At 62.8% G+C, this 13229-nt stretch carries 10 protein-coding genes; 4 read left to right on the top strand and 6 right to left on the bottom strand.

Annotated features, from left to right (window positions below; translation table 11 throughout):
* Positions 1–165: 165 nt before the first annotated feature.
* Positions 166–2490 (top strand): NADP-dependent malic enzyme, encoded by a 2325-nt coding sequence (locus tag FJ492_RS16050; RefSeq protein WP_140503643.1) that lies wholly within the window; start codon positions 166–168, stop codon positions 2488–2490.
* 69 nt (positions 2491–2559) lie between these two features.
* Entirely contained in the window at positions 2560–3759 is a 1200-nt protein-coding gene (locus FJ492_RS16045; protein ID WP_140750112.1) for a DUF2865 domain-containing protein, read from the top strand.
* Here FJ492_RS16045 and FJ492_RS16040 read toward each other — a convergent pair.
* The 5 genes from FJ492_RS16040 to FJ492_RS16020 all read right to left on the bottom strand — a co-directional run bounded on the left by FJ492_RS16040 (position 3677) and on the right by FJ492_RS16020 (position 11377).
* Positions 3677–5050, bottom strand: coding sequence for a glutamate--tRNA ligase (locus tag FJ492_RS16040; RefSeq protein ID WP_140503639.1), 1374 nt, complete (start codon positions 5048–5050; stop codon positions 3677–3679). The genes FJ492_RS16045 and FJ492_RS16040 overlap by 83 nt on opposite strands.
* A gap of 197 nt (positions 5051–5247) precedes the next feature.
* Entirely contained in the window at positions 5248–6429 is a 1182-nt protein-coding gene (locus FJ492_RS16035; RefSeq protein ID WP_140711787.1) for a hypothetical protein, read from the bottom strand.
* Between the two features lie 192 nt (positions 6430–6621).
* On the bottom strand, positions 6622–8427 hold the full coding sequence (locus FJ492_RS16030) for an ABC transporter ATP-binding protein (protein WP_140711789.1): 1806 nt from the start codon (positions 8425–8427) through the stop codon (positions 6622–6624).
* 493 nt (positions 8428–8920) lie between these two features.
* Positions 8921–10597 (bottom strand): NAD+ synthase, encoded by a 1677-nt coding sequence (locus tag FJ492_RS16025; RefSeq protein ID WP_140711791.1) that lies wholly within the window; start codon positions 10595–10597, stop codon positions 8921–8923.
* Positions 10598–10660: 63 nt separating this feature from the next.
* The gene (locus tag FJ492_RS16020; protein WP_140770855.1) at positions 10661–11377 is read right to left on the bottom strand and encodes a DNA-3-methyladenine glycosylase I; all 717 of its coding nucleotides are present in this window, start codon (positions 11375–11377) and stop codon (positions 10661–10663) included.
* Positions 11378–11465: 88 nt separating this feature from the next.
* Between FJ492_RS16020 and FJ492_RS16015 the strand changes: the two genes are divergently transcribed.
* Together FJ492_RS16015 and FJ492_RS16010 are read left to right on the top strand one after the other, a co-directional pair.
* Positions 11466–12026, top strand: coding sequence for a DUF1003 domain-containing protein (locus tag FJ492_RS16015; protein ID WP_140770853.1), 561 nt, complete (start codon positions 11466–11468; stop codon positions 12024–12026).
* Positions 12023–12610, top strand: coding sequence for a DedA family protein (locus FJ492_RS16010; protein WP_140770851.1), 588 nt, complete (start codon positions 12023–12025; stop codon positions 12608–12610). The genes FJ492_RS16015 and FJ492_RS16010 overlap by 4 nt, the downstream gene beginning before the upstream one ends.
* A gap of 5 nt (positions 12611–12615) precedes the next feature.
* Here the strand turns inward: FJ492_RS16010 and FJ492_RS16005 are convergent, their stop codons facing one another.
* Complete coding sequence (locus tag FJ492_RS16005) at positions 12616–13203, bottom strand: hemerythrin domain-containing protein (protein ID WP_140770849.1); 588 nt, start codon at positions 13201–13203, stop codon at positions 12616–12618.
* Positions 13204–13229 lie beyond the last annotated feature (26 nt).

The raw sequence follows: 13229 nt of genomic DNA, 5'->3' as shown, positions 1-13229 counted from the left end.
GCGAAGCAGGGCAACCTGATTTCGCATGAAACAACCGTAACCGTCTGAGAATTATTGGATTTTCCCGCGCCGGCATTTAAAGCTTCCGGCGCGTCAATTAGCGTCGCGAAAAATCTTGGCCTCATGCTAAAAGGACTCTCGAAGCAGGTTTGGAGGAGCGGCCGCATGGAAGGCGAGAACAAGAAAACGGCACGTTCGGACCTCGACGAAGCCGCCCTCTACTTCCATAAGCACCCGACGCCGGGAAAGCTCGAGATCCAGGCCACCAAGCCACTCGGCAACCAGCGCGACCTGGCGCTCGCTTATTCGCCCGGCGTCGCCGCCCCTTGCCTGGAGATTCGCGACGATCCGGCGACTGCCGCCGATTACACGGCGCGCGCCAACCTGGTCGGCGTCGTGTCGAACGGCTCGGCCGTGCTCGGCCTAGGCAATATCGGGCCGCTGGCCTCCAAGCCGGTGATGGAGGGCAAGGCGGTCCTGTTCAAGAAGTTCGCCGGCATCGACGTCTTCGACATCGAGATCGACGCGCCGGAAATCGAGCGCATGGTCGAAACCGTCGCCGCGCTGGAACCGACTTTTGGTGGCATCAACCTCGAGGACATCAAGGCGCCGGAGTGTTTTGAAGTCGAAGAACGCCTGAAAGCTCGCATGAGCATACCGGTGTTCCATGACGACCAGCACGGCACCGCCATCATCGTCGCCGCCGCCGTGCTCAATGGGCTGGAATTCGCCGGCAAGACCATTTCGGACATCAAGGTCGTCACTTCCGGCGCAGGTGCTGCCGCCCTTGCCTGCCTCAATCTGCTCGTTTCGCTCGGCGTGCGCGTCGAGAACATCTGGGTCACCGACCGTTTCGGCGTCGCCTACAAGGGTCGTGTCGACGAGATGGACCGCTGGAAAGACCCTTATGTAAAAGACACAGAGGCGCGCACGCTCGCCGACGTCATAGCGGGCGCCGATGTCTTTCTCGGCCTCTCGGCCGCCGGTGTGCTGAAGCCGGAGCTGCTGCAACACATGGCGGCGAAGCCGTTGATCCTGGCGCTTGCCAATCCCAATCCGGAGATCATGCCGGAAGTGGCGCGCGCGGCGCGTCCGGACGCCATGATCTGCACGGGCCGGTCCGATTTTCCCAATCAGGTCAATAACGTGCTTTGCTTCCCCTATATCTTCAGGGGAGCGCTCGACTGCGGCGCCAGCGCCATCAATGAGGAGATGAAGATGGCGGCGGTGCGGGCGATCGCCGCCCTTGCCCGCGAAGAACCTTCCGATGTCGCCGCGCGCGCCTATTCGGGCGAAACGCCGATCTTCGGACCCGAATTCCTGATCCCCTCGCCCTTCGACCCGCGCCTCATCCTGCGCATCGCGCCGGCCGTCGCCAAGGCAGCCTGCGACACCGGTGTGGCGACACGGCCGATCACGGACTTCGCCGCCTATATCGACAAGCTCAATCGCTTCGTCTTCCGCTCCGGTCTGGTGATGAAGCCGGTGTTCTCCTCCGCCAAGTCCTCGAGCGCCAAACGCGTCATCTACGCCGACGGCGAGGACGAGCGTGTCCTGCGTGCCGCCCAGGTTGTGCTTGAGGAAGGTATCGCCGAGCCGATCCTGATCGGCCGCCCGCACGTCATCGAGGTCAGGCTGAAGCGTTATGGCCTGCGCATCAAGCCCGGTGTCGATTTCGGCTTGATCAACCCGGAGGACGATCCGCGCTACCGCCACTATGTCGACCTCCTGATCGAACTCGCCGGCCGCCGCGGCGTGACGACAGAGGCCGCGCGTACCATGGTGCGCACCGACAACACGGTGATCGCGGCGTTGGCGCTGAAGCGCGGCGACGCCGACGCCATGGTCTGTGGCCTCGAAGGCCGTTTCGAGCGGCATCTGCGCAACGTGACGCTAATCATTGGGCCGCGCACCGGCATCAAGGACCGGGATCTGTCGACCCTTTCCATGCTGATCTCGCAGCGCGGCATCATCTTCCTTACCGACACTCACGTCTCCGTCGACCCCACGGCCGACGAAATCGCCGAGATGACCGTGCTGGCGGCGGAAGAAATCCAGCGTTTCGGCATCGAGCCGAAGGCGGCACTGCTGTCGCATTCGGATTTCGGCTCGCGTGATTCGCCGAGCGCGCTGAAGATGCGTCAGGCAGCGGCCATTCTGGCGCGCATCGCGCCGGAGCTGCAGTGCGACGGCGAAATGCATGCCGATTCCGCTTTGTCGGAGCATCTGCGCCAGCGCGTCTATCCGCATTCGCGTCTGAAGGGCGAAGCCAATCTCCTGGTGTTCCCGAACCTCGATTCGGCCAACATCACGCTGACGGCGCTGCGGGCCATGATGGATGCCCTGCATGTCGGCCCCATCCTCCTCGGCACCGACAAGCCGGCGCACATATTGACGCCCTCGGTGACCTCGCGCGGCGTCGTTAACATGACGGCGCTGGCGGTGGTCGAAGCCGCGCACAAGGCGCAGGCGATCGCCAATCTGGACTGACTTCCGAAATGGACGATTAACCGCGAACGGGTTAGCCTTGGCGACCAGAGGCAAGCGGGATCGAGGCGGATGGCAAGCGGAGGTTTGAAGCAGGCCCATGCTGCCGTGCTGCTTGGCCTTCTGCTGTCCGGCGCAGCGGTCGGCGAGCCGCAGGCCGCTTCACGGGTCTGCCGTCAACTGGAGGCCGATCTCGCCGCGGCCTCACGCGGCGGTGGCGGCGGCCCGGCACTGGTCCGGAAATACGACGCCGCGATCGAAAGGCAGCGCGAACAGATCTCGAAGGCTCGCGGCCAGGCGAACAGTGCCGGCTGTGGGTTCTCGCTGTTTTCGCGCAACATCAACCAGTGTTCCAGGCTGAACGCCACTATCGAGCGCATGAATGCCAATCTCGACAGTCTGCAGGCCAAGCGTGCCCAACTCGCCGGCGGCGGCGGTTCACGCCGCGACCGGGGCCGTATTCTGGCGGCGCTCGATGCCAATGACTGCCGTGACGATGCAGTGGCACCCCGCCGCGCGCCTCCGCAGGAAGCCAATCGTGAAGATGGGGCCAATGCCAATCTCTTCGATCAGCTTTTCGGCGGCGGCAACCGGCAGATCGATACGTTGGACCAGCCTGACGATTCCGGCGAGGAACGCGACGTCAGCCGCGTCCTCAACCAGCCCGGCATTCCGGACGTTGCGAGCAGCGGCGGCGAATTCCACACCAGTTGCGTCCGCACCTGCGATGGCTATTTCTTCCCCATGTCGAACGCCGCCTCGGCCGGCGATTTCGAGCGCGACCAGAAGAATTGCGAATCGGCCTGCCCCGGCACCGAGATGCAGGTTTTCTATTCGCGCGGCATGGACGACGATTCGGCATCGATGACGTCATCGGTCACCGGCAGGCCCTATGGCGAATTGTCAACCGCCTATCTCTACAAACAGCCCAACATGTCGCGGCCGCCCGCTTGCGGCTGCAATGCCGCACAGAATTTCCAGATCATTGGCGGCAACCCGCCAAGTCAGCAACAATCACAGCCCGAACCGGATGCGGCGCCGACTATTCCGGCCTCGAAGCCTGATCCGGGTGCCGACCCCGAGACCCTGGCCAATAGAGACGGCGGACTCGACCGTGAAGCCATCAAGCGCCTTTCGGCCAAGCCGGTGGCATCGCCGGTTTCGGCCCTGCCTCCGGAACAGCGCAAGGTCAGGGTCGTCGGGCCATCGTTCCTTCCCGACCCATCAGCGGCAATAGATCTGCAAGCTCCGGCCCCGAAGGCAGTCCAGTAAGGGCAAGCCTGAGCGGCATGAACAGCGCCTTGCCCTTGCGGCCGGTCGCTTCCCTGATCTTGCCGGTCCAATCCTTCCAGACCGTCCCGTTCCACGGTTCCTCAGGCAGGAGATCGAGTGCCTGATGCAGAAAATCGCGGTCGTCATCGGAAAACTCGGGCTTCTCCTGCGGCCCTTCGCGCAGGACACGCCACCAGGCAACCGCATCGGCCAACCGGTCGATATTGCCGCGCACCGCCAGCCAGAACGGTTCGGCGTGTTCGCCTGAAATACCCAGCACCATCAGCCGGTCCCGCGCCTCGTCGAACGGCATACGCTGCAGCAGCACCCGGTTGAGCACGAACAGTTCGGCCGGATCGAACTTGGACGACGATTTCGAGGTCGCGGCCGGATCGAAATGGCCGGCAAGTTCGGCCAGGTCATGCGCGGCCGCGACATTCTCCGACGTGCCGACCAGCACCGCCAGCGAAGCGACGGCCATCGGCTCGATGCCGTCTTCGCGCAGGCTCTCGATGGAAAGTGCGCCGGTGCGCTTCGACAGCCCCTCGCCCGAGACGGTGGTCAGGAGATTGTGGTGGCCGAAGACCGGCGGCTCGGCACCCAGCGCCTTGAACAGGGCGATCTGCACGCCGGTGTTCGTGACATGATCGTCGCCGCGGATGACGTGGCTGACGCCCATCTCGATGTCGTCGACAACGGAGGGCAGCGTGTAGAGATAGGTGCCATCCTCACGCACCAGCACCGGATCGGACAGCGAAGCCAGATCCACCGTCTCCTCGCCACGCACCAGATCGTCCCAGTGGATCTCGGTGCGCTCCGGCTGCCGCGGATCGCTGGAGAAATTGGGCAGCAGGAAACGCCAATGGGGCCGGCGCCCGTCGGCCTGATATTCGGCCACCTGCTCTGTCGTCAGCGCCAATGCCTCGCGGCCATAGACCGGCGGCAGGCCTCGCGTGCGGCGCACCTTGCGCCTGAGGTCGAGTTCTTCCGGCGTTTCATAGCAGGCGTAGAGAACACCCGCCGCCTTTAGCCGCTCGACCGCAGCGTCATAGACTTCGAAGCGCCGCGACTGATAATCGGTGACATCCGGGAAGATGCCCAGCCAGTGCAGGTCGTAGAGGATGGCGTCGGCGAATTCCTGCTTCGAGCGGGCGATGTCGGTGTCGTCGAAGCGCTGGATGAAGCGGCCCTTGTTGTTGAGGGCAAACAGCCAGTTGAACAGAGCTGTGCGCGCATTGCCGATATGGATGCGGCCGGTTGGTGACGGGGCGAAACGAACGGTAACTGTCATGAGCGGGGCGTACCGGATGCCTTTGTGATTGACAAGACGCGCCCCCGCGCCGTGCCGCAGACATAGAACATGGCGACTGGAATGAAAAGACCGTGCCGGGCAGCCTCAAGCGGCGGATGGCGGCGGCCAGCCTGGCGGCACCGCCATAAGAGGGTGCAGCCAACCGGCGGAGTCGACGAAAAGGTCGTTGAAGACGATCAGCGGCCGAAGTCGTCGGAACTGAGGCGGGTCCAGCGGTCGCCCATCAACCCGCCGATAGCGATGTCGCCGGAGCGGACCGCTTCCGTGACATCGGGGATTCGCGAGCGGACCATCGTCCCCCCGGCATAACGGAAGAAGAGATTCCTGTAGCCGAAGAGGTGAGGCATGAACCTGCTCTGGGTCTGTCCGGTGATACCCACGCAGCCCATATCCCGCGCAGCCGCGACAAGGCCTTCCAGCGTCGCGCCCCAGTGGTGTCCGGAAGCCTGGATTTGCAACAGGATCGCTATGTCGCCGGCTTGACCGTAGAAGGCGTAGCAACCGAGCATTTTGCCCGTCGCGTCGTAAGTCCCGCCGAAATGAAGGGGGCCGTCGGCCCGCTTCTCAGTCGCCAGTGCGAGCAGCCGGGGCAGTTCGCCATCCTTCCAACTCGGGCGAAGGGCATAATCGGACAGGAGGGTCGGCAGCCGCTCTGCAAATTGCCCGGCATTGATCGGCTCGGCATGGACCCGTTGCGACGATAAATGCTGGACGGGCGGTTCGAACCTTCGTTTCGCGAGAACGTCGAATGCTCTCGCGCAGGGATCGAGTGCTAGGCGAGGCAGGCGAGGCCATTTGCGGTGCAATGCGGCGGCGGCCATCGCGGCCGGCCGGAAAACATAGGTCCATCCCAAACAATGGACCGGCAGGAGTTGGTATTTCATCGGACGAGCGAAGGCCAGAGATACCCGGTTGGCCGAATCGGTCAGCTGCAGATCGAATTCGCCTTGATGCAAGGCACGCAGCAATTGCGGTCCGGCCGAGCCGTGATCGGCGCCAGGGTCGGCCATGAACGGACCGATGATCGCCGCATTCAATGTCGCTCCGTTGAGCTCGTAACGGGCCTTCAGGACGCCAAGGAACCCACCTAGATCGCCCTGCGGGTTGATCTGGACAAGAGCGTTGCTCTCACCGGACTGGCCGGCAGGGTCAAGATAGATCTTCCCCATATACTCCGCCGTTTCCGCGATCGCGCGATCGAGGAGGTGACGCCGACGCCGGCGAAACTTCGTCAGGAAGAGTGCGGCGACGCGCTCGAGATCTTCGGCGGCAAGCGGCCGAACCGAGCCGTGCTGAGATTCCAGCACCGATGGCGCAGCCACCTTTTCCACACCGGTAGTTTCGGAATCAAGACGCATTGTGAGACCGCTTAGATTGCTTCTTTGGTATACAACAACCAAAAGTAGAGAAACGAATTTCGGTCGGTAACGTAAACAGACGTCGCAAATCGACGTCTGAAAAGGGCTTCACTGGCAGGTTCGCTCAGCCAGCATACGCCAAGTGATAGGCACTCCGGATGGCCTCCGGCCAAAGCCGGAGGCCATCTCAGGTCAGTCGACGAGGCCCTTGGTCAGCTCCAGCGCCTGGCGCTCGAACAGGCGGCGGTAGATGCCGCCCTTCAGGCGGATCAACTCGTCATGCGAGCCTTCCTCGACGATCTTGCCGCGATCGAAGACCAGCAGCCTGTCGAGTGCCCTCACCGTCGAAAGCCGATGCGCGATGACCAGCGTCGTGCGGCCGACCATAAGCCGTTCCATCGCCTGCTGGATCAGCACCTCGGATTCCGAATCGAGGCTCGACGTCGCCTCGTCCAGGATCAGGATGCGCGCATCGGCCAGGAAAGCGCGGGCGATGGCCACGCGCTGGCGCTCGCCGCCCGACAGTTTCACGCCACGCTCGCCAACCAGCGTGCCATAGCCCTTCGGCAGGTTGGCGATGAAGTCGTGCGCGCTCGCCAGCCTGGCGGCATGCTCGATCTCCTCCTGGCTGGCGCTTGGCCTGCTATAGGCGACGTTTTCGGCCAGCGAACGGTGGAACAGGATCGGTTCCTGCTGGACGATGGCGATCTGGCCGCGCAGCGACGCCTGGGCGACCTGAGAGATATCCTGGCCATCGATCACGATCTTTCCCGCGTTAACGTCATAGAGCCGCTGGATGAGCTTAACGAATGTCGTCTTGCCCGAACCCGAGTGACCGACGAGCCCGACACGTTCGCCTGGCGCGATGTCGACCGAAAAGTCGCGGTAGAGCGGCGACCGGTGATTGCCGTAGTGGAAGGTGACGTTGTCGAAGGCAATGTGACCCTGCGTGATGGCAATCGGTCCGGCGCCGGGCCGATCTTCGATACCGAGCGGTTCCGACTGGAAATCGACCAATTCCTCCATGTCGTTGATTGAACGCTGCAAATTGCGGATATGCGTGCCGATATCGCGCAAATAGCCTTGCAGCACGAAGAACGAGGTCAGCACAAAGGCGACATCGCCGGCGCTCGCCTGCCCCCACGACCACAGCATCAGCGCCAAGCCGATCACCGCGGCGCGCAGGACCAGCAGCAGCGCCCCTTGCGTGGTGCCGTTGATGGTGCCGCGCACCCAGGTGCGCCGTGTGCGGGCGCGCCATTTGGCAACCACCCTGGCGAGGCGGCGCTCCTCGCGCTCCTCGGCGCCAAAGCCCTTGACCACGGCGTTGCAGCTCACCGCGTCGGCCAGCGAACCACCGAGACGCGTGTCCCAGGTGTTGGCGAGTCTTGCCGCCGGCGCGACATAGCCGAGCGACAGCATCGCCGTCACCATGATGAACAGCACCGAGCCGGCTGCGACGACCACGCCCATCAGCGGCCAGAACCAGCCGAGCAGCAGCGTCGAGCCGGCGAGCATGACAACGGACGGCAGCAGCGCGATCAGGATGGTGTCGTTCAGCAGGTCGAGCGCCCACATGCCGCGCGTCACCTTGCGCACGGTCGAGCCGGCAAAACTGTTGGCATGCCAATCGGTCGAAAAGCGCTGAACGCGATGGAAGGCGTCGGCCGCGATGTCGGCCATCATCTTGAGTGTCAACTCAACGATACCCATGAAGGCAAGGTTGCGCAGCACGACCCCGGTGAGCGCCAGCGCCATCAGAATCAAGAATGCCGTCATCGCTGCATTCCAGGCAATGGCGTCCGCGCCGGCGCTGCTGGCGACGGCGCCGACCAGCCGGCCGGAATAGAGCGGTGTCAGCACGTCGGCCAGCGTCGACAGCAGGAAACCGCCCATGATCAGCGAGAGCCGCCAGGGCTGACGCCGCCAATGTATGAGCGTGAACCCAAGAACGCTGCGAAAGGCGCTGGCGCGCAAATCGATCTTGAAACGAGCCATGATGTCATTCGGGCGCAAACGAGCCCGATCCCAGTAAGGTCGAAAATTGAAAAACCGCGCCGGAGCGAATTGCGCTTGAATGCGGAGGTTCGGCTATGGTTGGTCGCCTGCCCTTGGGCGGCGACCGGCAGCGGCAAATGCCTTTCCTGCGTCCGGTGTGGTTCCGATACTTCGGAACACCGGCGCAGACCTAGGCCTCGCGGCCTCGCATAACGATGTCAAATCCTGGCATTCGGTCCTCCCTGAAGGGAATCGCGGAGACGCCGTTATACGGACGCTTCAATCGTTCGCCAAGGCAAGCCATGGCCAAAAGCACTTCTGATCCAGCCGATGAGGCGATTTTGCAACAGTCGGACCTGTGTCTATCGTCGCCGCATGGTTTTCACCCGGCAGGCCATCAACAGGCCGGAGGTCGCCCGGAAATCGATCCGCGACAGTCGCCATGCTTGCGTCCGCAGCATCGCGCACTCTCGCTCAGCAAGCGAAAAGACGCCTATCCACCATCCCTGAAACGGTTGGTGATGGGATAGCGGCGGTCGCGGCCAAAATTCTTCCTGGTGATCTTCACACCCGGTGCCGCCTGCCGGCGCTTGTATTCGGCGATGTAGAGCAGATGTTCGATGCGCGTTACCGTCGCCCGGTCGTGGCCACGCGCGACGATGTCGTCGACGCCCATTTCGTTCTCGACCAGGCATTCCAGAATATCGTCCAGCACCGGATAGGGCGGCAGCGAATCCTGGTCTGTCTGGTTCTCGCGCAATTCGGCCGACGGCGCCTTGTCGATGATGTTCTTCGGGATCACCTCGCCCGAAGGTCCGAGCGCGCCCGGCGGTACATGACTGTTGCGCCAGCGCGACAGCGCATAGACCTGCATCTTGTAAAGGTCCTTGATCGGATTGAAGCCGCCGTTCATGTCGCCATAGAGCGTGGCGTAGCCGACCGACATCTCGCTCTTGTTGCCCGTGGTCACTACCATGGAGCCGAATTTGTTGGAGATCGCCATCAGGATGGTGCCGCGCGCACGGCTCTGCAAATTCTCCTCGGTGATGCCTTCCTTGGTGCCTTCGAACAACTGCGTCAGCGTGTGCAAAAATCCTTCGACCGGCTCGAAGATCGGCACGATGTCATAGCGGCAGCCGAGCGCACGGGCGCAGTCCTCGGCATCCCTAAGCGAATCCTTCGAGGTGTAGCGATAAGGCATCATGACGGCACGCAGCCGCTCCTCGCCGAGCGCATCGACCGCAAGGGCGGCACAGATCGCCGAATCGATGCCGCCGGACAGACCGAGCACCACATTCTTGAAGCCGTTCTTGTTGACGTAGTCGCGCAGGCCGAGCATGCAGGCGCGGTAGTCGGCCTCCTCCTTGTCCGGGATTTTCGACATCGGTCCTTGCGAGCAGACCCAGCCGTCATCCGTACGTTTCCAGATGGTGACGTCGACCGCGTCCTCGAACTGGCTCATCTGGAAGGCAAGCGTCTTGTCCGCCCCGATGGCGAAGGAGGCGCCGTCGAAGATCAGCTCGTCCTGACCGCCGAGCTGGTTGGCATAGATCATCGGCAATCCGCATTCGATGACCTGTTTGATAACGACCTGGTGGCGAACGTCGATCTTGGCGCGATAGTAGGGCGAACCGTTCGGCACCAGCAGGATTTCCGCGCCGCTTTCGGCCAGCGTCTCGCAGATGCCGACCTCGCCCCAGATGTCCTCGCAGATCGGTATGCCTATGCGCACGCCGCGGAAGTTGACCGGTCCCTGGATCTCGGGCCCTGCCTGGAAGACGCGCTTCTCGTCGAACTCGCCGTAATTCGGCAGGTCGAGCTTGTAGCGTTCGGCGATGATCTTGCCGCCATCGGCGAAGACGATGGAATTATGCGTGCCGCTCTTGCGCTTCAGCGGCGTGCCGATGATGACGCCCGGACCGCCGTCGGCGGTATCGGCGGCAAAGTCCTCGGCGGCGCGCTCGCATGCCCTGAGGAAGGCCGGCTTCAGCACCAGATCCTCCGGCGGATAGCCAGCAAGAAAAAGCTCGGTATAGAGCACGAGATCGGCGCCCTGGCGGGCGGCATCCGCCCTCGCCTCGCGTGCCTTGGCGAGGTTGCCGGCGACGTCACCGACGGTCGGGTTGAGCTGGGCGATGGCGATACGCAGTATGTCGAGCTTCTTGGTCATGCTGCTGACTTAGCGCGGCGGAATTCACCTCGCAATGGCGTTCGTTTGGACCAATTCAGACCGTCAATCGTCGCCCATATAGTCGCGCAACGATTGCGGAGAGTGGTTTTCGCCGATCGACATCGCCAGGATGCGCGAGATGTGCCGGCGCGGCAGGCCTGTCTCGTCAGCCCATCGGTTGATCTGGATCTGGACTTTGTTGAGGTCTTTCTTCGATGTCGGATTTTCGGCGATGTCGAGGCCCGCGTCGCGAAGTGCGGCCGCCATGTCGGCCGAAATGACGAAAGCATCCCAGCCCAGCCAGCGCAGGAAATACTGGCCGGTGTTGCCGCCGAGCCGGCTGCCATGCTTGCCCAGATAGGCCATCAGCCCGATCTGGTCGTCGGCGGGCCATTCGGCGAGAAAATTGCCGAAGCCGCCATGTTCCCTGGACACGCGTTCAACGAAAGCGGCGTTGTCGCGAACGGATTTGATCTTCTGCGGATTGCGCACGATGCGTTGATCCAAAGCCAGGTCGTACCAGAAATCGTCAGGCTGGAACAACAGCCGCTTGGGCTCGAAGCGCAGGAACGCCTCTTCGAATCCAGGCCATTTCTGCTCGATGACCCGCCAGACGAAGCCGGCTGCGAAGACGCGCTCGGCCATCGTCGAGAGGATACGGTCATCGGTGATGTCGGCCACCACCGCATTGTCGGGCATCGGCCCCAACAGGGAGGTCAGTTCCGCCTCACCGCCCTTGCGATTTGCCGCGCGAGCACGAATTTTTTTGAAGTCGGCCATCGGTCCCCCTCGTTTCGCCTCAATCTAGCACTTCCCGCCCGGGCCGGCAGCCTCTACCTCTAGCGCAGCAAAGCGCTTGGAGACGACCATGAACAGGACGATCGACGATCTGGCGAACCGCTGGCTGAGGCGAAAGCCGGATGGGCTGAGCCAGCTGGAGAGCCGGGTGCTGCAAAGCACCATCGAGCGTACCACCATCACCAGGGACACCAACAAGGCCGTGGCCTTCCACCAGACCTTTGGCGACCGCCTTGCCGATACGATAGCCCGCATCGGTGGCTCCTGGTCGTTCATCCTGACCTTCGTCGCCTTCCTGATCGTGTGGACATCAGGCAATGTCTGGCTGTTGTCGCGCGATGCGTTCGACCCCTACCCCTTCATCTTCCTCAACCTGGTGCTGTCGATGGTCGCCGCCCTGCAGGCGCCGGTGATCATGATGGCGCAGAACCGCCAGACCGAGCGCGACCGCATCGATGCCGCCCATGACTACGAGGTCAATCTGAAGGCCGAGATCGAGATCATGGCGCTGCATGAGAAACTGGACGAACTGCGCCACAGCGAGATCATCGGCATGCGCGACGAGATCGTGCGGCTGGCGGAAATGGTCAAGCGGATCGATGAAAGACTGTCACAGCAGTCAGCTTCATGACCGACGCGATCCACCATTTCATTGAACAATACGGGTTGCTGGCGGTTTTTCTCGGCTGCGTGGCCGAAGGCGAAAGTGCCGCAATCCTGGGTGGCTTCTTCGCTCAGCAGCATGTTTTCGTACTGTGGCATGCCTTTGTCGCGGCAGCGCTGGGTGCCTTCGCCGGCGACACCTTCTTCTTCACCCTCGGCAGGAGTTTCGCCGACAATCGCCATGTCGTCAGGCTGCGCCGGCGGCCCGGCTTTCGCCGCGCCTACCGCCTGCTCAACACTCATCCCAACATCTTCGTGCTGTCGAACCGCTACGTCTACGGCATGCGCCTGGTCGGCGGCGTGGCGGCCGGCCTTTCGACCATAGCGGCGCCGCGCTTCGTTATCCTCAACGCCATCTCATCGGTGATCTGGGCGGTGCTGTTCAGCACGATCGGTTATGTCTTCGGATTGGGGGCCGAAGAATTGGTTGGCCAGGCGCTGATGCGCCACGAGCGGTTGTTCGTCGGGCTTGGCATCGGCCTTGCCGTGGCCGTGCTTGCATGGCTTGTCGCCCGCCACATCGCCAAGCGGGAACGCGCCAAGGAGTTTTGACCTGACTAGTCGATGCCGAGCCCCTGATCACCCCGATCGAGAATGAGCGGGATGATCAGATCCTCCTCATCGGCGAGATGCCGGGTCAGCATTGCGATCAGTCGGCTGTTTTCGTCGGCATAAGCATCGGCGGCGAAGCGCTGCTTGTCCTCACTCTCCTGAAGTGTACGGATGAAGGCATTCGCTGCCTCGGCGTTGCGCTCCAGTCCTTCGTGGATCGTGTGGTGATCGGCATCGAGAATGTCGAAGCCACGTTTCAGACGGGGCTCCGCCTTGGTGAAAGCCGGGAAATATTGGTAATCCTCGACATTGTGGTGGCCGTCGAGATGCCCGAGAAAATGGTTGAGGCGCGGCGCGAACCAGCGCGCGAAATCGGGGGCCGTCAGTCTGCCTTCGCGATAGTTGCCAATGCCGACGCCGAGCATGCCGCCGAGTTCGCGGAACATGTCGTGCCGCTGCAGCCACATATTGGCCATGCCATGAATGTTGGCGTGGGCCTGCCAGTTCTCGCGCGGATACTTTTCGGCCAGCCAGCGCAGGTCTTCCGGCAGGCCCAGCCGTTCGAGAAGCGAGGAATTCGTGACCTCTGCCATGACGGTCTCCTTTGGTGACTGTCATA

It is taken from the genome of Mesorhizobium sp. B2-5-4, from assembly GCF_006441095.1.
GTDB classification, from domain to species: domain Bacteria; phylum Pseudomonadota; class Alphaproteobacteria; order Rhizobiales; family Rhizobiaceae; genus Mesorhizobium; species Mesorhizobium salmacidum.
The sequence above is the reverse complement of the archived record's forward strand: the minus strand, read 5'-3'. Positions and strand labels throughout refer to the sequence as shown.

Bases quoted from the DNA above. Each gene is read 5' to 3' on its own strand.
- FJ492_RS16050 (WP_140503643.1), top strand. From the start codon at position 166: ATGGAAGGCGAGAACAAGAAAACGGCACGTTCGGACCTCGACGAAGCC.
- FJ492_RS16045 (WP_140750112.1), top strand. From the start codon at position 2,560: ATGGCAAGCGGAGGTTTGAAGCAGGCCCATGCTGCCGTGCTGCTTGGC.
- FJ492_RS16040 (WP_140503639.1), bottom strand. From the start codon at position 5,050: ATGACAGTTACCGTTCGTTTCGCCCCGTCACCAACCGGCCGCATCCAT.
- FJ492_RS16035 (WP_140711787.1), bottom strand. From the start codon at position 6,429: ATGCGTCTTGATTCCGAAACTACCGGTGTGGAAAAGGTGGCTGCGCCA.
- FJ492_RS16030 (WP_140711789.1), bottom strand. From the start codon at position 8,427: ATGGCTCGTTTCAAGATCGATTTGCGCGCCAGCGCCTTTCGCAGCGTT.
- FJ492_RS16025 (WP_140711791.1), bottom strand. From the start codon at position 10,597: ATGACCAAGAAGCTCGACATACTGCGTATCGCCATCGCCCAGCTCAAC.
- FJ492_RS16020 (WP_140770855.1), bottom strand. From the start codon at position 11,377: ATGGCCGACTTCAAAAAAATTCGTGCTCGCGCGGCAAATCGCAAGGGC.
- FJ492_RS16015 (WP_140770853.1), top strand. From the start codon at position 11,466: ATGAACAGGACGATCGACGATCTGGCGAACCGCTGGCTGAGGCGAAAG.
- FJ492_RS16010 (WP_140770851.1), top strand. From the start codon at position 12,023: ATGACCGACGCGATCCACCATTTCATTGAACAATACGGGTTGCTGGCG.
- FJ492_RS16005 (WP_140770849.1), bottom strand. From the start codon at position 13,203: ATGGCAGAGGTCACGAATTCCTCGCTTCTCGAACGGCTGGGCCTGCCG.